The organism is Rossellomorea vietnamensis, assembly GCF_025398035.1.
Taxonomy (GTDB): domain Bacteria; phylum Bacillota; class Bacilli; order Bacillales; family Bacillaceae_B; genus Rossellomorea; species Rossellomorea vietnamensis_B.
Genome location: NZ_CP104558.1, coordinates 203433 through 221474 on the forward strand (window position 1 = coordinate 203433; position 18042 = coordinate 221474).

At 43.9% G+C, this 18042-nt stretch carries 18 protein-coding genes; 13 read left to right on the top strand and 5 right to left on the bottom strand.

Annotated features, from left to right (window positions below):
• Positions 1-181: 181 nt before the first annotated feature.
• The 3 genes from N5C46_RS01100 to N5C46_RS01110 all read left to right on the top strand — a co-directional run bounded on the left by N5C46_RS01100 (position 182) and on the right by N5C46_RS01110 (position 4219).
• A complete protein-coding gene (locus N5C46_RS01100; RefSeq protein ID WP_261750562.1) occupies positions 182-2107 on the top strand; it encodes an ATP-dependent DNA helicase in 1926 nt (641 codons plus the stop codon).
• A 111-nt stretch (positions 2108-2218) separates the two neighbouring features.
• The gene (locus N5C46_RS01105; RefSeq protein WP_261750563.1) at positions 2219-3733 is read left to right on the top strand and encodes a carboxypeptidase M32; all 1515 of its coding nucleotides are present in this window, start codon (positions 2219-2221) and stop codon (positions 3731-3733) included.
• A gap of 18 nt (positions 3734-3751) precedes the next feature.
• The gene (locus tag N5C46_RS01110; protein ID WP_261750564.1) at positions 3752-4219 is read left to right on the top strand and encodes a GyrI-like domain-containing protein; all 468 of its coding nucleotides are present in this window, start codon (positions 3752-3754) and stop codon (positions 4217-4219) included.
• A 294-nt stretch (positions 4220-4513) separates the two neighbouring features.
• Here the strand turns inward: N5C46_RS01110 and N5C46_RS01115 are convergent, their stop codons facing one another.
• A complete protein-coding gene (locus tag N5C46_RS01115) occupies positions 4514-6160 on the bottom strand; it encodes a b(o/a)3-type cytochrome-c oxidase subunit 1 (RefSeq protein WP_261750565.1) in 1647 nt (548 codons plus the stop codon).
• Positions 6161-6637, bottom strand: a complete 477-nt coding sequence (locus N5C46_RS01120) for a cytochrome c oxidase subunit II (RefSeq protein ID WP_261750566.1) — start codon at positions 6635-6637, stop codon at positions 6161-6163.
• 372 nt (positions 6638-7009) lie between these two features.
• Here N5C46_RS01120 and N5C46_RS01130 point away from each other — a divergent pair, with 372 nt between their 5' ends.
• A complete protein-coding gene (locus N5C46_RS01130) occupies positions 7010-7144 on the top strand; it encodes a hypothetical protein (protein ID WP_261750567.1) in 135 nt (44 codons plus the stop codon).
• 55 nt (positions 7145-7199) lie between these two features.
• Entirely contained in the window at positions 7200-7970 is a 771-nt protein-coding gene (locus tag N5C46_RS01135; protein WP_261750568.1) for an SDR family NAD(P)-dependent oxidoreductase, read from the top strand.
• A gap of 52 nt (positions 7971-8022) precedes the next feature.
• Here the strand turns inward: N5C46_RS01135 and N5C46_RS01140 are convergent, their stop codons facing one another.
• On the bottom strand, positions 8023-8472 hold the full coding sequence (locus tag N5C46_RS01140) for a chemotaxis protein CheX (protein ID WP_261750569.1): 450 nt from the start codon (positions 8470-8472) through the stop codon (positions 8023-8025).
• A 192-nt stretch (positions 8473-8664) separates the two neighbouring features.
• Between N5C46_RS01140 and N5C46_RS01145 the strand changes: the two genes are divergently transcribed.
• The 6 genes from N5C46_RS01145 to N5C46_RS01170 all read left to right on the top strand — a co-directional run bounded on the left by N5C46_RS01145 (position 8665) and on the right by N5C46_RS01170 (position 16407).
• Positions 8665-9735: a type III polyketide synthase gene (locus N5C46_RS01145; RefSeq protein ID WP_261750570.1), complete on the top strand. Its 1071-nt coding sequence runs from the start codon at positions 8665-8667 to the stop codon at positions 9733-9735.
• Positions 9735-10301 carry an isoprenylcysteine carboxyl methyltransferase family protein gene (locus tag N5C46_RS01150; RefSeq protein WP_261750571.1) on the top strand — a complete coding sequence of 189 codons (567 nt, stop codon included), beginning with the start codon at positions 9735-9737 and terminating at the stop codon, positions 10299-10301. The genes N5C46_RS01145 and N5C46_RS01150 overlap by 1 nt, the downstream gene beginning before the upstream one ends.
• A 456-nt stretch (positions 10302-10757) precedes the next feature.
• On the top strand, positions 10758-14369 hold the full coding sequence (locus N5C46_RS01155) for a dynamin family protein (RefSeq protein ID WP_261750572.1): 3612 nt from the start codon (positions 10758-10760) through the stop codon (positions 14367-14369).
• 21 nt (positions 14370-14390) lie between these two features.
• Positions 14391-14570 carry a hypothetical protein gene (locus N5C46_RS01160; RefSeq protein ID WP_261750573.1) on the top strand — a complete coding sequence of 60 codons (180 nt, stop codon included), beginning with the start codon at positions 14391-14393 and terminating at the stop codon, positions 14568-14570.
• Positions 14567-15397: a sulfurtransferase gene (locus N5C46_RS01165; protein WP_261750574.1), complete on the top strand. Its 831-nt coding sequence runs from the start codon at positions 14567-14569 to the stop codon at positions 15395-15397. Before N5C46_RS01160 ends, N5C46_RS01165 begins: the two co-directional genes overlap by 4 nt.
• Positions 15398-15474: 77 nt before the next feature.
• Positions 15475-16407 carry a 5'-3' exonuclease gene (locus N5C46_RS01170; RefSeq protein WP_406687978.1) on the top strand — a complete coding sequence of 311 codons (933 nt, stop codon included), beginning with the start codon at positions 15475-15477 and terminating at the stop codon, positions 16405-16407.
• 48 nt (positions 16408-16455) lie between these two features.
• Here the strand turns inward: N5C46_RS01170 and N5C46_RS01175 are convergent, their stop codons facing one another.
• The gene (locus N5C46_RS01175) at positions 16456-16593 is read right to left on the bottom strand and encodes a small, acid-soluble spore protein L (RefSeq protein WP_254651725.1); all 138 of its coding nucleotides are present in this window, start codon (positions 16591-16593) and stop codon (positions 16456-16458) included.
• Positions 16594-16700: 107 nt separating this feature from the next.
• Between N5C46_RS01175 and N5C46_RS01180 the strand changes: the two genes are divergently transcribed.
• Both N5C46_RS01180 and N5C46_RS01185 read left to right on the top strand, forming a co-directional pair.
• Entirely contained in the window at positions 16701-17189 is a 489-nt protein-coding gene (locus N5C46_RS01180) for a divergent PAP2 family protein (protein ID WP_261750575.1), read from the top strand.
• 34 nt (positions 17190-17223) lie between these two features.
• Positions 17224-17490 carry a DUF6123 family protein gene (locus tag N5C46_RS01185; RefSeq protein WP_034758529.1) on the top strand — a complete coding sequence of 89 codons (267 nt, stop codon included), beginning with the start codon at positions 17224-17226 and terminating at the stop codon, positions 17488-17490.
• Positions 17491-17599: 109 nt separating this feature from the next.
• Here the strand turns inward: N5C46_RS01185 and N5C46_RS01190 are convergent, their stop codons facing one another.
• Complete coding sequence (locus tag N5C46_RS01190; RefSeq protein ID WP_261750576.1) at positions 17600-17986, bottom strand: reverse transcriptase-like protein; 387 nt, start codon at positions 17984-17986, stop codon at positions 17600-17602.
• Positions 17987-18042: the final 56 nt, after the last annotated feature.

Below are 18042 nucleotides of genomic sequence, written 5' to 3' on the forward strand. Positions count from 1 at the left end.
CTCCGAAGCTAGAGACATCCATACAACTGGTAGACTCACCCTTTGTATGGAGAGTCTCTTTTCTTTTTGGGTAGAATGTACTTATTATTATAGAAAGTCCTTAGATAAATTATCGGTTACACCTTTTCAATAAGAAAGAATTCTAGTAAATTAGAAATATTGTGTCATGCAGGAGGTTCATATGAGAAGAAAATTACCATTCGAATTAACCAAGGAGCAATCCTTTTATGAAGCATTATCCGATTGGGTCGGGGATGTTTTTTATGATATATTGCCTGAGAAAGGGTTTGATCTGCGGGATGAACAGGTTTTCATGGCCTTTCAACTAAATCAGGCATACAAGAATAAGCAGGTCATGTTTGCAGAAGCAGGTGTTGGTACGGGGAAAACCCTTGTGTATCTGTTATATGCTCTTTCCTATGCAAGGTATACGGGAAAGCCTGCCATCATTGCTTGTGCGGATGAAACCCTCATCGAGCAGATCGTCAAAAAAGAAGGGGATATAGAGAAGCTTGAGAATGCACTGGATCTTGATATAGATGTCCGTCTGGCCAAATCGAGGGAGCAATATCTTTGTATCAAGAAGTTAGAAGAGAATGCTTCTCAAAAGGATGTCTATCAGGATATGTGGGAAGAATTGCCGGGCTTCGTCCATGACAATTCCTCCATGAGGAGCTTCACTCATTACGGGGATCGTAAAGAATATGCCGGCTTGTCAGATGAAGAGTGGAATTCTGTAGGCTGGGATTCCCTCCAGGACTGCATGTCCTGTGCCTATCGTCATCGCTGCGGTCTTACGCTTCATCGTGAGCATTACCGGAATGCGTCTGACTTGATCATCTGTTCCCATGATTTTTATATGGAACATATCTGGACGAAAGACAGCAGAAAGCGGGAAGGTCAGCTGCCGCTCCTTCCGGAAGCAAGCTCAGTCGTCTTTGACGAAGGGCATCTGTTGGAATTTGCTTCACAAAAAGCGATGACCTACCGGATGAGGATGGAGACTCTTGAGGGACTGTTAGAAAAGCTGTCTTCATCTGATATGAGGGAGGAGACTCTTTATATCATTGAAGATATCATGCTCGACAATGAAAAGTGGTTCGGGCTTCTGGAGAAAGAATCCAAAGGGGAAACTGGATCCGACAGGCAGTATATCAAGCGCTCAGAAGCGATTTTGCAGCAGGCCAGATCTCTTACTGAAAAGATCGAGAACCTCTTGAATGAGCTTGTTTTTGAAAGCGAAATGTATGTGATGGATGATTACCTGTTAAAAGTAGTGGAAGAATATCTGGAACAGATTCAGTATTCTTTGAAACTGTTCTTAGATGATGAAAAAGGAATCTACTGGCTGGAAACATCAGAGGAAGAACACACCTTTGTTGTGATGCCGAGATTAGTCGAGGAAATTCTAAAAGAACAGGTTTTCAGTCAAAACATCCCATTCATCTTTTCTTCAGCCACCCTTTCCTATAATGGGGACTTTTCTTATGTGTCCCGATCACTGGGGATTGAGACATATGAAAAATTTTCAGTGGAATCCCCTTATGAATATGAGGAGATGATGAGAGCACATATTCCTTCATTGGATTCCGGTGTCGATTCGAAAAATCAATATGTTTGGGAAAGATTACAGAGTAATCAAGGAAAATCATTGATTCTTTTTACATCCAAGGATGAGATGAACGCCTTTAGGGCCTATCAGATTCAGCAGGCGGATCAAAACTGGAGTGTCATCTATGAAGGTGACCGTGAGATCAGTGATACGGTGGAACAGTTCCAGCAGGAAACGTCTACGGTCCTATGTTCCTATCACCTATGGGAAGGATTGGACGTGCCGGGGGATTCCCTTTCACAAGTGATCATTTACTCACTTCCTTTCCCGCCAAAAGACCCCGTCTTTGATGCGAAAAGAAAGCATGCCACCCATTACGTGGAAGAGGTGGATCTTCCTTACATGATGCTTCGTCTGAGACAGGGAATCGGACGTCTGATCCGGACAAGTGATGACAAGGGGAGTGTTCACGTTCTGCTGAATGATGATGAAACCCCGTATAGAGAATTGGCAGAGTCCGTCCTTCCCGTTGGAATCGAAGTGTTGAACGTATAATAGAGTGAACCGAAACCGCCTGAATAGGCGGTTTTTTAAATTGTTCTGGACCCAAGTTGCCAGAAAAATATGATAAAATAGATTGAATGTTAAAAAAAGGGGGCTTTTTGAATGAAAGAATCTATACTAGAGACAAAAGATCAATTTCACGAATATGCAAAAAAAATGTCGGCCTACAACGAAGCACTTGGGTTGATGTTCTGGGATTTGCGTACAGGCGCACCGAAAAATGGGGCGGAACAACGGTCAGAAGTGATTGGGATGCTTTCATCGGAGTTGTTCGAGATGTCCACTTCCAATGAAATGGCCGCTTACTTAGCGAAACTATCTCCAGTGATGGATCAACTGGATCCCATGACACAAAAACTGATAGAAGAGTGTCAAAAAGAGTACGATCGAAATAAAAAGATTCCCGCCTCTGAATACAGAGAATACGTGGTATTGCAGTCGAAAGCGGAAGGGAAATGGGAAGAAGCGAAGGAAAAAGCGGATTTTGATATGTTCAAGCCTTATTTAGAAAAGCTTGTGGCTTTCACAAAACGCTTCATTGATTATTGGGGATACGAAGGTAATAAATACAATACATTACTGGATATGTATGAGCCGGGTGTGACGGTAGAGGTATTGGATAAGGTGTTTGGAGATCTTCGTGATCAGATCGTCCCACTCGTACATAAGATTTCAAAATCGGAACATAAGCCTAAAACCGATTTCCTTTTTGAACACTTTCCAAAGGAACGTCAAAAGGATTTCAGTTTAAAAATCCTTGAACAAATCGGGTATGATTTCAATTCAGGAAGACTGGATGAAACGGTCCATCCGTTCGCGATTGGTTTGAACCCTGGTGATGTAAGGGTAACAACTAAATATGACGAAAAGGATTGGAGGACAGCCGTCTTCGGAACCATCCACGAGGGTGGACATGCCCTGTATGAACAGAACATTTCAAAGGATTTAATGGGCACCCCCCTATGTACGGGCACATCCATGGGTATCCATGAGTCTCAATCCCTTTTTTATGAAAATTTTGTTGGAAGGAACCATTCTTTCTGGAAGCAAAATTATGCGTTATTGAAGGATTATTCGACTGGACAGTTTGATTCTGTTGAATTGGACGATTTCTACAGAGCGATCAATGAATCGAAGCCTTCATTGATCCGGATCGAAGCTGATGAATTAACATATGCCCTGCATATCATCATCCGCTATGAAATTGAAAAAGGGTTGTTCAATGATGAGATTGAAGTGAAGGATCTTCCTGAAATCTGGAATCAGAAGTATGAAGAATACTTAGGTATCCGTCCTTCCCATAATGGAGAAGGTGTCCTCCAGGATGTCCATTGGGCAGGTGGAAGCTTTGGTTACTTTCCGTCATACGCGCTTGGGTATATGTATGCTGCTCAGTTAAAGCGTGCAATGGTAGAAGATATTCCCCATTATGAAGAGCTCCTGGAAAAAGGGGATCTTGCTCCCGTGAGAGAATGGTTGACCGAGCATGTTCATCAATGGGGCAAGATGAAAAAACCGCTTGAAATCATCAGGGAAGTGACTGGAGAAGGGCTCAATGCCCAATACTTGGCCGATTATTTAACGGAGAAGTATTCAAAGGTATATTCCTTAAATTAACTATTGGAGGCAAGAATCATGGAAATTAATGTAGCATCACTAGAGGATAAATTGCTTGTTGGAATAGGCTGGACAGGTCCATATGGAAGAGGGTCCGAGATCCCGAGACTATTCACGAAGTTTCAACAGATGATCCCATCCATTCACCATATAAATGGAGATGAATGCATATACGCACCATTCCATGATAGGGCGACTGATTTTACGTATTATTGTACCGTTGAGGTGGATCGTGTGGAGAAGCTGCCACCGGGGTTGGTGGAACTGTCACTTCCTGCAGGTGAATATGCACATGCCCTTTATGAAGGGCTGTCGACGGAAGTGGAACAAGCCTATTTCGCCATCTTTAATTGGATTAAAGAGAATGGGTATGAAAAAGACTACTCCAGACTGAGTGTCGAGAAGTACCTATCCCAGGACCGTGAAATCAACGAAACGGAAGATAAAAGGAAATTAGAGCTGTTTGTCCCAATTAAACTGAAATAAAAAGGAGGCTGCTTCATTTGAAGCAGCCTTTTCTTATGCTGATTGTCCAGCTCCGGCGGCTAGGCCCTCGAGGTCATAAGTCAAACCAACCAAAAAGGCAAAGGGCGCCTTTCCGGTTGGTTCGTCTTATGCTTGTCGGGCCTGAGCAAGCCGCCTCCGCTTTTCTGATTGTCCAGCTCCAGGGGCTTGGGGCTCGAGGTCATAAGCCAAGTCACCCAAAAAGGCAAAGAACGCCTTTCCGGGTGACTCATCTTATGCTTGTCGCCCCAGAGCGAGCCCCTTCCGCTTTTCTTGTCACCACATTCTATAACCCTTAGATGCGGGTGGGGCGTTTTGGATCATGTCGATGAATGGGACGGTGTAGGCGACGAGGATGAGAGCGGCCAGGATGGTTAACCAGATCCGCCAGTTCTCGAGCGCCATCGGTGTCCTTTCGGCTGTATCAGCCGTTTCACCGACAGGGAATTCCTCCTCTCCCTTGGGAGCGAAGAATGCCAGGTTGATAAAGATATATAGAACGAGAATGATACCCATGAATAGGATCGTACCCCCGATCGCCTGTGCGATTTGGTAGGGAATCCAATCCAGTGCCTGAGGTGCATCCCCATAAGTGGAGTAGGAAGACCTTCTTGGTGCACCCAGTAATCCAACCGCATGCATGGCACCAGACATGATGCTCATTCCGACGGCCCATACAATAGCCTGCACGATGGCCAATTTGTTCATTGCTTTCGTTAGGATACGTCCCGTCAAATGAGGGACAAGCCAATAAGCAATCCCAAAGAAGGTCAGGACGACAGATGTGGCCAATGTTAAATGAAAGTGACCGGTGACCCAGATCGTGTTATGGACCACCTGATTCATTTGATTTGATGCATTGATCAATCCGCCTGCTCCTGCAGGAATGAAAGCAACCATTCCGATGAACGGCACTGTAAAGCGGGCGTCACCCCATGGAAGCTTCTTGAACCATCCGAATAATCCCGTAGCCCCTTTGCTTCTCCCGTACATTTCAAATGTTGCGAACAAAGAAAATGCTGTCATCAGGGAAGGGATGACGACCATGAACGTCAGGGTCACCTGGAGGAACTTCCAATAAGCATCAATGCCAGGCTCCACTAGTTGATGGTGAAATCCGACCGGTATCGAGAATAGAAGAAAAAGGATAAAGGAAAGTCTTGCCAATGAATCTGAAAAGATTTTTCCCCCGATGATTTTTGGAATGATCACATACCATGCCATATAAGCGGGCAGCAGCCAGAAATAGACGAGTGGGTGACCGAAATACCAGAACAAGGTACGGCTGACAAGGACGTCGACCCTGTCCACCAGACCAAGGGACCATGGCAGAAGCTGAAATAATACAGTCCCCGCAACCCCGATGGTGGCAACAATCCATAAAACGGTGTTGATGATGCTCATGAAAGTCAGTAAAGGACCCGGTTGTCCAGGATGTTCTTTTCTCCAGCTTATATATTTCATGATCATCCCTGCGCCGCCAAGCCAGCTGCCCACCACTACAAAGGTCAATCCTAAATAAAAGATCCAATGGGCCTTGAGGGGAGCATAAAATGTATAAAGGACCGTAGCTTCATTTAATAAAATCATGACTGCTGCCATGGTCGTTCCAAGAAGCATGACCCAGAATCCCAGCCACCCCATGAAGCGGGATTTTCCAGAGTAGGTTCCTGCCGTGCGGGAAATGGCCGCATGCTGGAATCCTAGAATAAAGAATGTCGTCAGTACCAATCCGAGTAATACACCATGAACAGTCAAAACTTGATAATACCCGATACCTGCAGGCAAAGTGAATCTGCCTGAACGGACCAAAACCTGTAACAGGCCGGCAAATCCACCTAATGCCAGAGCGGCAAACCCCACGTAAATGTGAGCCATAGCCAGTGCAGCATCCTTTTTATCAATTCTTACAAATGGTTTCATCTAGTCCACCACCCTTAACATAGATTTCATCGTGTGATGACCGACACCACAGTATTCATTACAAACAATGAGGAACTCTCCAGCCTTGTCGAGTGTTGTTGTGTATTCACTGACAAATCCCGGTTCAAGCATCATATTGATATTGGTTCCTGCCACTTCAAACCCATGGACAACATCCTTGGTTGTAGCCGTGATTTTCAGTGTCGATCCTTTAGGGATTTCAATTTCCCCAGGGGTATAAAGAAAAGCGGATGCCACAAATACCAATTCATAATCCCAAGTCTTTCCTTCCACTTTTTTAAGTCCGGGTTCGTTAAACGGAGCGATTTTGTCCACCTGCTCAGGATTGACGTATGCCTTTGCGCTTGGAGGCTGATGCCCCTGATGAAAAGCACTGATTCCCAATATGATTAAAAATAAGATAAGAGACCCTGTTCCCAGTGTTAACCACCATTTCTCATAACGATGCATATGCATATAAATCACTCCTTAAATTAAAAACGATTAAGAAACAGCAAGAATACCCCAAGCCATGTAAGGACTAGAAAACCTCCTAAAAATAAAACCGAAGTAAATGTACCTTTTAATGAGGTGGGTTCCTTGATTTTGACTTCCGTTTTTTGATGTAATTCCGGTTTTCCCATTCCACTCATTCCTTCCATTCATAAATTACTGAATTGATAGTTCAATCATAAGCGGGTACACCTCTTTGAATCTGTGATAAATGTCACACCTGAAGGGGTGGTTTGTGAAAAAAGTGTGAAATGATTGAAAAATAGGCGATCGGGTGTGTTCATTCTCGTGAACTCTTGCATAAGGTGTAGGAATGAAGAGGAAGGTGACGATCAAATGGAAAAATATTATTGTAAGCAATGCTGTCAAATCTTCGCTGAAAAGATTATGTGCCCTCAATGCCGGATGCCGGTCGAAGCGAAGATACACATCGAGGTCCATCATCAGCAAGTGAAAAAAGATCACCAATGAGGCTTGCTGTGCTAAAATAAAGAAGATTCGAATAACAGATAAGGCGGTGGGGAATTTGTTTGTTCCTTCATTTTCATTGAAAGGTAAATTGGCCGTTGTCACAGGTGCAGGCCGGGGAATTGGACGTGCCCTCAGTATTGGATTAGCGGAATCAGGATCCGATGTAGTCCTGTTGTCCAGAACGAGGGAAGATTTGGAAGAAACGGCTGGTGTAATCGAGAAGCTTGGGAGAAAGGCTCATATCCTCCCGACAGATGTGACATCACGTGACGACATAAACAGGGTGATCGCCTACATAGAAAGCAATGGTTTGTCCATCGATATCCTGATCAATAATGCAGGGATGAATATACGTTCGGCAGCGCTTTCGGTAACGGATGATGAATGGCAGAAAATCATGGATACGAACTTGAAATCAGCCTTTATGATGAGCCAGGAAGTGGGAAGACATATGAAAGAGAGGGGACGGGGGAAAATCATAAACATTGCCTCCGTCGCCGGCCACGTTGCCCTCAGGACAGGGGTCGTCTATGCTTCCACAAAAGCAGCCATGATTCAAATGACGAAGGTATTAGCCATGGAATGGGGGAAACACAATATCAATGTGAACAGTATCGGTCCATGGTACTTCAAGACACCTTTAACAAAGGAACTTCTGCAAAATGAAGAGTATGTAAACGATATACTGGCAGTGACTCCTTTGAAAAGGATCGGTGAGCTCGAGGAATTGGTGGGCCCGGCGGTATTCCTTTCATCGGATGCCTCAAACTATATTACCGGCCAAACCCTCTTTGTAGACGGAGGAATGACGATCAACGGCTTTTGATTCCAGGATAAAAGGCTGACCTTTCGCTGAAGGTCAGCCTTTTATCTATTTGCTATTCAATCATCAGTATCACTAAAAAATCTCCCACATTTTCAATGGAAATCGGTAGTTTCAAAGCTTTGTCGAAGCCATACATCTTCGATTGCCCTACAATCACGGTCGGGGGTGTAATATCGAGTGAATGACCGGCTTGTGCAAGGAGAGTAGCTAGATTCCCTGCAATCATATTCCCGAGCTCACCCGCGAATGACTCAAGCATCTCCCCTTCAAGGGGCATTCCAAACATGGATGCTCCCAAACCTTGAAAGCTCTCTTCTTCTCCATCAATGATCATTCTTCCTCTTACGTCACCCGTGAACCCGATGAGTACGCCGATCTTGTGCTGACTGAACGGCTCTGTCAGCAATGAGGGTTTTAAAACAGTAACACCCAAAGGGATGACTCCTTTGATCGCTTCTACTGAACTATTAAGTATATCGGTGACACTTTTAGTTAAAATCATGTCGTATCCTCCAGTATTTTGTCACTATAATCATACCACACGGACTAGGATTAAAGGGTGATATTTTCGTGCTCTATTCATACTAAAGAACTATTTATTGAGAGGTGTTTAAAACAAAAATGACACTCCATACATGATTTTTGCCCTTGTGGAAAAGCTATCCTTATATGGAAGTGTAAGGAGTGGTCGCGCATGCCGAAAATACTCTCAGTGGAAACTGAGGTTCCGCCAGTTAAAATCACGCAAAATGAAGCCGCTGAATTTGCAAAACAGCTGTTTTCTTCAAGTTTTAAAGATATAGGACGCCTCATAAATGTGTTTCAAAACGGTGAAATAGAAAGCCGTTATTTCGTAAAGGATCTGGAGTGGTTTTCCAAGGAGCATACCTTTCAGGAAAAGAACGATGAATTTATCCACCATGCCGTAGAATTGGGGAGTAAAGTGGTTCTTAAGAGCCTTTCCCGTCATAGGCTCTCAACGGGAGATATCGATGCCATCATTACCATATCAACATCAGGTCTATCAACCCCTAGTTTGGAAGCCCGGATCATGAACAGGCTCCCATTTTCTCCCCACATCAAACGAATTCCGATATGGGGTTTGGGATGTGCAGGGGGGGCGTCGGGGTTATCAAGGGCGTATGAGTATTGCTTGGCCTTTCCTAAGGCAAATGTTCTTGTTCTTTCGATTGAACTGTGTTCATTGACCTTTCAACACGGAGATCGATCAAAGAGTAATTTGATCGGGACGTCCCTTTTTGCTGATGGTGTGGCATGTGCCCTTGTTTGCGGGGATGACAGCCAGGCATTGGAAGGCGTCGGGCATCCTTTGCCAAAGGTCTTTGCCACTCAGTCGACGCTGCTCCAGGACTCATTGGATGTCATGGGATGGGAAGTAAAGGAAAATGGATTATATGTTGTATTTTCGAAGGACATTCCGACATTGGTGAAAAATTGGCTGCGTCCGAATGTAGAGGGCTTCATTGAAGCGAACGGGGTCGGGCTCGGGGACATTAAGCATTTTGTGGCCCACCCCGGTGGAAAGAAAGTGATTGAGGCTTACATGGATGCTTTAGGAATGGATGAAAGGATGACAACTGAATCAATGAGGGTATTGAAGGAGTATGGGAACATGTCCTCTGTCACGATTCTTTATGTCCTCAAGGAATTTATGGAAAAAGGCTGTGAGCGGGGAGATATCGGTCTTGGCACTGCTTTGGGACCTGGGTTCAGTTCGGAGCTTTTGTTGATGAGGTGGGAATGATGCTATATTTTGTATTGTTTTTCTCGGTACTGATGATTCAAAGACTGGTGGAACTGTATATTGCAAGATCGAATGAAAAGTGGATGAAGGAGCGGGGTGCTAAAGAATACGGACAGGCTCATTATAAGCTGATGGTCGGCATCCATATTGCATTTTTCATTTCCCTCCTCATAGAGGGGGGATTCTTTCACTCAGGGGTCAATCACTATTGGCCGTTATTGCTTGGTGGTTTTATCCTGACTCAGCTCGGGAGGATCTGGTCGATCGCTTCGCTCGGGAAGTATTGGAACACAAAGATCATCGTCCTCCCCCAGGCTGAAGTCATAGCCAAAGGCCCTTATAAACACTTGAAGCATCCGAACTATTTGATTGTAACCCTTGAGTTTCTGATAGTTCCATTGCTTTTTCAAGCCTATTGGACACTTTTCATCTTTGCATTATTAAATCAATTCATTCTTTCTATCCGAATCCCTCTCGAGGAACATGCCTTGAAGGAGGAGACGGAGTATGAGAAGGTCCATCTCAACACGAAGGGATGGATTCCCCTATTCAAAAAAGAAAAATGATTTTCTTATTGAAAATGATTATCAACTTTGATAAGATTCTAATTGAAGATGAAAATTATTCTCAAGTACAAGTATTTTTACAAAAGGGTGGGGACAAGAATGGTATGGTTTTTGATATTGTTTACTGTAGTAGCGTATGGCTTCACGATGAAGTATGTATTATCTAATGTAATGAAGAATCCGGCACAGCGGAAGAACATATCTTCATACCAGTCGAACTCGAAATCTTTTGTTCACTCAAACTTAATCGCAACCGAAACAACACGATAAACAGGGCCTTCTTCTTCGGAAGAGGCTTTTTTATTTTGTCTTTTCCCCTCATCCAATCCTTCGCATATACTGTTATCAATCTCAGATCACTCTTTCCGGTAGGATTTCATAGAGAATTTGATTCAAATACGATAAAATAAAAACGTTATCATTCTTCTTAAGTGCAGAAAGGAATTAGATTAGACTATGAGTCAGATTGAACATAAGAGTACACATTTACATAATACGTTAAACCAACTTACGGCTTACTACGACATCTTCCTCCAGAACGGGGATGGGGAGAGGGCTTCCAAGGTTGAACGGCTTGCCGAAAAGTTGAACACTCATGAATTGATCCTTGCTTTTTGCGGCCATTTTTCCGCTGGGAAGTCCACGATTATCAACCGGTTGATGGGTGAAGACATCCTGCCATCCAGTCCGATTCCAACCAGTGCGAATCTGGTGAAAGTGCATCAGGCCCAAACGGACTTTGCAAAGATACATTATCATCAGTCCAAGCCGCTCTATTTTAAGGCACCGTATGATTTTGAGACCATTAAGGATTTTTGTAAAAACGGGGAGGATGTATACTCTGTAGAAATCGGACGGAAGAGAAGTGACGTGCCTGAAGGGGTTTCCGTTTTGGATACTCCGGGAGTCGACAGTACGGACGATGCCCACAGGCTGTCTACGGAATCGGCGATTCACCTTGCCGACGCAGTTTTCTATGTAATGGATTATAACCATGTCCAATCACAGGTGAATTTTGAGTTCACCAAGGAAATGGTGCGTCATGGTGTCAAATTGTATCTGATTGTGAACCAGATCGATAAGCATCAGGAGGAAGAATTATCTTTCAGCGAGTTCCAGGAAAGCGTCAAGAATTCATTCGCCTCTTGGGGGGTAGTACCCGATGGCACATTTTTTACAAGTTTAAAAAATCCTGACCATCCTTACAATGACCTTGAAAAATTGAAAGCACTGATTGATGGACAGGTCAAACAGAAGGATGAACTGATTGAAGAGTCGGCAGTCTCGGCTATTTCCCAATTGCGATCTGAACATGAGAAATGGTATGAGGAAGAACTTGAAAAGCTCGAGGATAGAGCCTTGGATTTCCTGACAGACGAAGAATGGGAAAAGAAAGACTCCATCCTTCTAAAAGAAAGAAAGCTCGTCGATACACTGGCAAAAAATGATGTCGCATCCATAAAAGATCAATTCGAAGAAGAGCGAAGGGAAATCCTCAAGAATGCCTATTTAATGCCTTTTGAAACAAGGGAATTAGCAAAGGACTTCCTGGAAAGCAGGCAACAGGACTTCAAAGTCGGCTTCCTGTTCTCCAAGCAAAAGACAGAAGAAGAAAAAGCACTGAGACTTCAAAGGTTCAAAGAGGATATCAACTCACGGATCGAATCTCAACTCGAATGGCATTTAAAGACGCTTGGTAAAAACATCGTGAAAGAATATATCCCTTCATCAGATCAACGGGTGGAATGGGACCGATTGAACCTTGAAGTGGACGATCATTTCCTTGTGGATTTAATTAAACAGGGGGCAGGAGTCTCGAGTGATTATGTTCTCCAATATTGTGATGATCTATCTGAGGAGTTGAAAAGAAAAGCAAGAAATGAAACGAACGGGTTGATCGAAGGACTGATAAACGAAATTGAAAACTCATCGCCCGAAGAGAATGCCGGCATGGAAGAAGAGCTGGCAGAGCTTCAGAAAAAAACAGGCATCATTTATCAATGGAATTCACTCAATGAAGAGAAGGACGCTCAAATCAGAAGATTGACTAAAGCGGAAGTTGATCCAAAACGTGCGGAGACGATTATGTCAAAATGGACCGTGAAATGGAAAGAGAGGGAAGAAATGTATACTCTTGCTTCCGACGTGGTTCTGGATCGTAAAGGGGACACAGGACAGGAACGCGACATCAATCAATCCCCTGACGTCAAGGTGCAGCTCTCGTCAAAAGAAGAAGCGATTCAACGGTTGGAAGCGATGGCGGATGTGTTCAGGAAGTACAAGGGGTTTACCAAGATGGCACATCTATTGGACGGTAAGAGGGAGCGTCTCTCGAATCAATCCTTTACCATCGCATTGTTCGGTGCATTCAGTGCCGGGAAATCTTCGTTTGCCAATGCCCTGTTAGGAAGAAAAGTACTTCCGGTGAGCCCGAATCCCACCACCGCCTCCATCAACAGGATCAATCCGGTATCGGAAGAGTGTGAGCATGAAACGGCCCACGTACACATCAAAACCGGTGAACAGCTAATGACAGACATCAATCATTCCCTTTCATTTTTTAATCGGAATGCATCTTCCCTGGACGAAGCCGCTGAAATGATACCTGATTTATCGACTGAAGGAAGCGGGAAAGAAAATGTACATCTTTCTTTCCTACAAGCCTTTCTGAAAGGGTATCCTTCATTTAAGGAAACCCTCGGCAGCAGGAGGAAGGTCGATCTCGAAGAATATAAAGGATATGTAGCCGATGAGGCGAAAGCTTGCTTTGTGGAGTCCATCGATCTCTATTTCGATTGTGAGATAACAAGACAGGGGATCACACTTGTCGATACACCGGGTGCTGACTCCATCAATGCCCGCCATACCGGTGTTGCTTTCGAATATATCAAGAATGCCGATGCGATTCTTTTTGTGACCTATTATAATCATGCATTTGCCAAGGCAGACAGGGAATTCCTTATTCAATTGGGACGAGTGAAAGACACCTTCGAACTCGATAAAATGTTCTTCGTCGTCAATGCCATCGACCTCGCAAGTGATGAAAAAGAGAAAAATGAAGTCATTGATTATGTGGAAGACCAATTGATTCAATATGGAATCCGTTTTCCAAGGATTTTCGGAGTATCATCTCTACAGGCACTTAAAGAATCCGCATCGCATCAATCAGGGATGGAAGTATTCAAGGAGGAATTCCAAGCCTTCATCCAGAATGAATTAGTGAGCATGAGTATCGAATCCGCACTTGGCGAGTGGGAGAGAGGGCTGAAGCGTTTTCAACAATATCTCGTCTCCGCTTCCAGTGAAAAGACGTATAAGCAATCAAGGAAGAGGGAGCTTCTGGAGCGGAAGTCCGAGGTTGAATCCATCATTGACGACATATCCCGGGATCCCCTTACAGTGGAGATGCTGCAGGAATCCAAGGAGCTCGTGCATTATGTAAAACAAAGAGTATTTTTCAGGGTGCCGGACTTCTATAAAGAAGCATTTCATTCCGGGTTATTTCTTCAATATCCATCTCAATCCCTGGCCATCCGTGAAGGATTAAAGGAATTTTTATCAAGTATCGGGTTTGATCTTGCTCAGGAAATGCGGGCAACATCCCTGCGGATTCAGCAGTTCATTCAGAAGCAGCTCCGAGATCAATGGGCTGCAGTGGAAGAAAAAATCCAGCGGGTGGAACAAGATCTGGTCCTGTCCCCAATGGATGATAAAAATGAAACGAGCATCGAATTTGAGAGCGCTTTTAACCAAACGGAATTGCGACCATTTGAAGAAGCTTTCTCCACATTCAAGAATCCAAAGCATTTCTTTGAAAAAGGCGGAAAGAAAGTGGTGCAGGAAAAATTGGAAGCCTTGCTTCAAGAACCTGCAGACCTTTACCTGATACAGGAACGGTCAAGGTTGGACACCTGGGGGCAATCCTATTTGGAAGAGGAATTCAAGTTGCTCAAAGAAGAGCTGCTAAGTCAGGTGACCGATCAGATTACATCCTATCTTGAAGCACTCGAGACCGTCCAGGACTTGGATCAATTGAAACGGGATTTATTACGTCTCGAGGAGGCTTAGAAAAGAAGGAGGACATCCATAGTGAATCCTTATCATTGCTGTGCCACCTGTATTCACATTCAAGGAGTGAAAAAAGAGCAGAAGACTTCCTATTATTGTTCAAGACTAGGCTATGAGACCAAAACGACCTATCAGTTTTCTTGTTGGGAACCGAAGGAAGAAGTGCGGAGATTGATGAAGAAGAGGGGGATGAAACCATGAGTGTGCTGGTAGATGCGGAGTGGCTTAAAGAACATATGGACGATGGGGATGTAAGAATCATCGATTGTCGTTTTTCGTTAGGGAATCCTGCAGAAGGCCGGGAAGGATACAATGAAAGCCATATTCCCGGTGCCGTTTTTTTTGACCTTGAAAAAGATTTATCCGGTTATGCGAAGAAGCACGGGGGACGACACCCCCTCCCGAATATGAAGAATTTCCTGCGTAAAGTGGAGGATGCGGGGATCGATAATCAAACAACCATCGTGATTTATGATGAGAAGGAAGGGGCTTTTGCGGGCAGGTGCTGGTGGTTATTCCATTATATCGGTCATGAAAATGTCTTTATCCTGAATGGTGGATTTGCCGCGTGGAAGAAGGGTTCTGGAAAGACCGAATCCTCCGTTCCCCATTATCCTGCAACAAATTATCATCCGAACGTAAATGACGGTATTCTGGCCACTTTGGATGAAATACGGGGAATTGCTGATGGAGTTAGAATGATCCCCTTGGTTGATTCCAGGAGCTGGGAACGGTTCTCTGGTCAGGAAGAGCCGATCGACCGTATTCCGGGCCATATTCCCGGAGCGATCAACCTTCCATGGACGGAAGGGATGAATGAAGGGTATTTCCTTGAGTCACATGAGCAGAAGGAACGTTTCTCGAAGCTTAAAAAAGATGAGCCCGTCATTGTCTACTGTGGATCTGGTGTAACGGCAACCCCAAACTTCATTGCTCTTAAAGAAGCCGGGTTTACCGATGTAAGGCTATATGTAGGGAGTTATAGCGATTGGGTTTCGTACGAAGAGCACAGGGTGGAAAAAGAATAATGCCGGGTAGCTAATTGGAAGAGATTCATCACTTTTCCAATTAGCTGTTTATGCTGATGTGTTATACTTTAAAAGGTATGTACGAAACGACGGGGTTAGGAGTGGATGACTTGGAAAATAAAAATGAGCATTTATTATTAATAGATGGAATGGCATTATTATTTCGTTCTTTCTTTGCAACGGCCGTAACGGGCCAATTCATGATGAACTCAAAAGGCCTCCCGACCAATGGGGTCCAGGGGTTCATGAAACATCTGCTCATGGCAGCGGATCATGTGAAGCCTACACACATCATTGTATGCTGGGATATGGGGAGCCAGACTTTCCGTAATGAAGTGTTCAATGACTATAAATCGAATCGGAATGCACCACCTGTAGAACTGATCCCACAGTTTGACCTTGCAAAAGAAGTGGCTGAAGGATTCAATCTTTCCAATGTGGGCGTAGTGGGCTATGAAGCAGACGATTGTATCGGGACCCTGGCAAAGCTCCATCGATCCGAGCGAAAAGTCTCCGTTCTAAGTGGAGACCAGGATCTCCTGCAGCTTCTTGATGACAACATTGACATCATGCTGCTGAAGAAAGGTTTTGGGAATTATCAGACCTATACGAAAGACCTCTTTGTGGAAGAAAGGGGCATCACCCCGGAACAGTTCATTGATGTGAAAGCACTCATGGGAGATACAAGTGACGGATATCCAGGAGTAAAAGGGATTGGGGAGAAAACAGCCATGAAGCTGATTCAACAGTATCAGGATATTTCCGGTATCCTTGCCAATCTGCATGAACTGACTCCTTCACAACGGAAGAAGATTGAGGAAGACCTTGACATGCTGCATGTTTCAAGGAAACTGGCTGAAATTCACTGTGAAGTACCCCTTTCTGTGTCGGTTGACGAAGCCAGGTGGGAGCATGTATCACATGATACACTTACGCTTGTGGACGAATTAGAGCTTAAAGTTCTTAGAAGGTTTTTAGTTGGTTCGAATGTGCTTTCGGCTTCAAGCTAAATATGATAAGAGTGTCAGGACTTAAGCCTGACACTTTTTTATTGACTTTTATTTTTTATTCGATTTTTTAGCTGCATTCTCTAATGCGCTTTTCGGTTCGATCGCGAATTCAGCATCTTGTGAAATTCCTTGCGGGTTTACACTTTTGGCGCTTTTCCCTTTATTTTTATTATTTCCTTTAGTCATTGTTAAGACCCTCCTTTGTGTGATCTTTACTATTTTGTCTTGGTTCTCTACAAATATCCCATGCATAGAGAATTTTAGGACACACTACGAATAAGGGAGGTGTTAGGGTGAATAAAGGAATCATTACCGCACTGATCAGTATTGCATTTGCCCAAGGATTGAAGATTCCGCTCCACTTTTTGAAAAAGAAGGAGTGGAAGCCTGAGCTGTTTTTTCAGACAGGGGGAATGCCGAGCTCACATAGTGCCGGAGTCGCATCTTTGACGACATTCATTGCGTTAAAAAGAGGGATAAGAACGATTGATTTCGCTCTTTCCTTCATCTTTGGTCTGATCGTCATGTACGATGCCCAGGGAATTCGCCGCCAAACCGGTGAATTGACGCTTAAAGTAAATAGTCTCGATGAGCTTGTCAGGAAGGCGCATGAAAAGGAAACTGTTGAATTCGAAGAGAAGAAACCAAAGAGACTGAAGGAAATGCTCGGACACCAGCCACAGGAAGTGGTGGGCGGTGCATTACTTGGTTCCCTTCTTGGCTCCATTGCCTTCTTGTTTTCCAAAAAGGATAGGCAAAAGAAGAGATTTTCTGTAAAATAAGAGAAGACAAAGAGGCGATAAGGTGAGGAGAAACGTGAAAAAGACAACAGAAGAATTTCTCATAGATCTGGAAAACAAAGGCTTCAAATTTCAGGAAGATGCGATAGGCTTCATCTATTTCGGCAAAAAATACACAGACGCCCCGGATGAACTGGTCAATAGTGCCATTGAAATTACGTTAAAAGCACAGAAACAATTTGACAGCAGCTTCTATATGTCCATATTAGAAAGACTCCATTCCCAGAAAATCCCTTCCAGAAAGGAAGCTTTAAGGTGGATGGAGAAACAGGGATTGGCATAATCCAGGGACCATCAGAAGGGTATTGTACCCTTTCTGATGGTCTTTTTAGTATGTGTTTGTAAATCGCTTGTGTAATGTTAAGGTAGAAATCACCAAGGCGGGATCCCTTTTAGTTCAGGTGGATGGCTTTCCGGGCCAGCTCATCAGCCGCTTTATTTTCCTTACTGGGTATCCATTTGACAAAGAAAAGGTTCAATTGCTTCGTCAAGCTTAATATATCTCCAAGCAATAATTTATATTGAGCATTACGTACAAACTCTTTCTCAATCGCATGAACGACAGCTTGAGAATCACTTTTCAACCATACGGTATCTGTCTGCTTCTCCAAACAGATTTCGAGTGCTTTTTTGCAGGCGAGGAATTCTGCTTCATGATTGTCCATGATCCCTAAAGGAATCGAATATTTTTCCACTTTACCGTTGTATTTGATAAAAATACCGGCTCCGCTTGGGCCCGGATTCCCGGCACTTGCACCATCAATATAAACTTCTAACAATCGTATTCACCTCATACACATTCAGAATATAAATATAGTAGCATATTAAGAGGGAG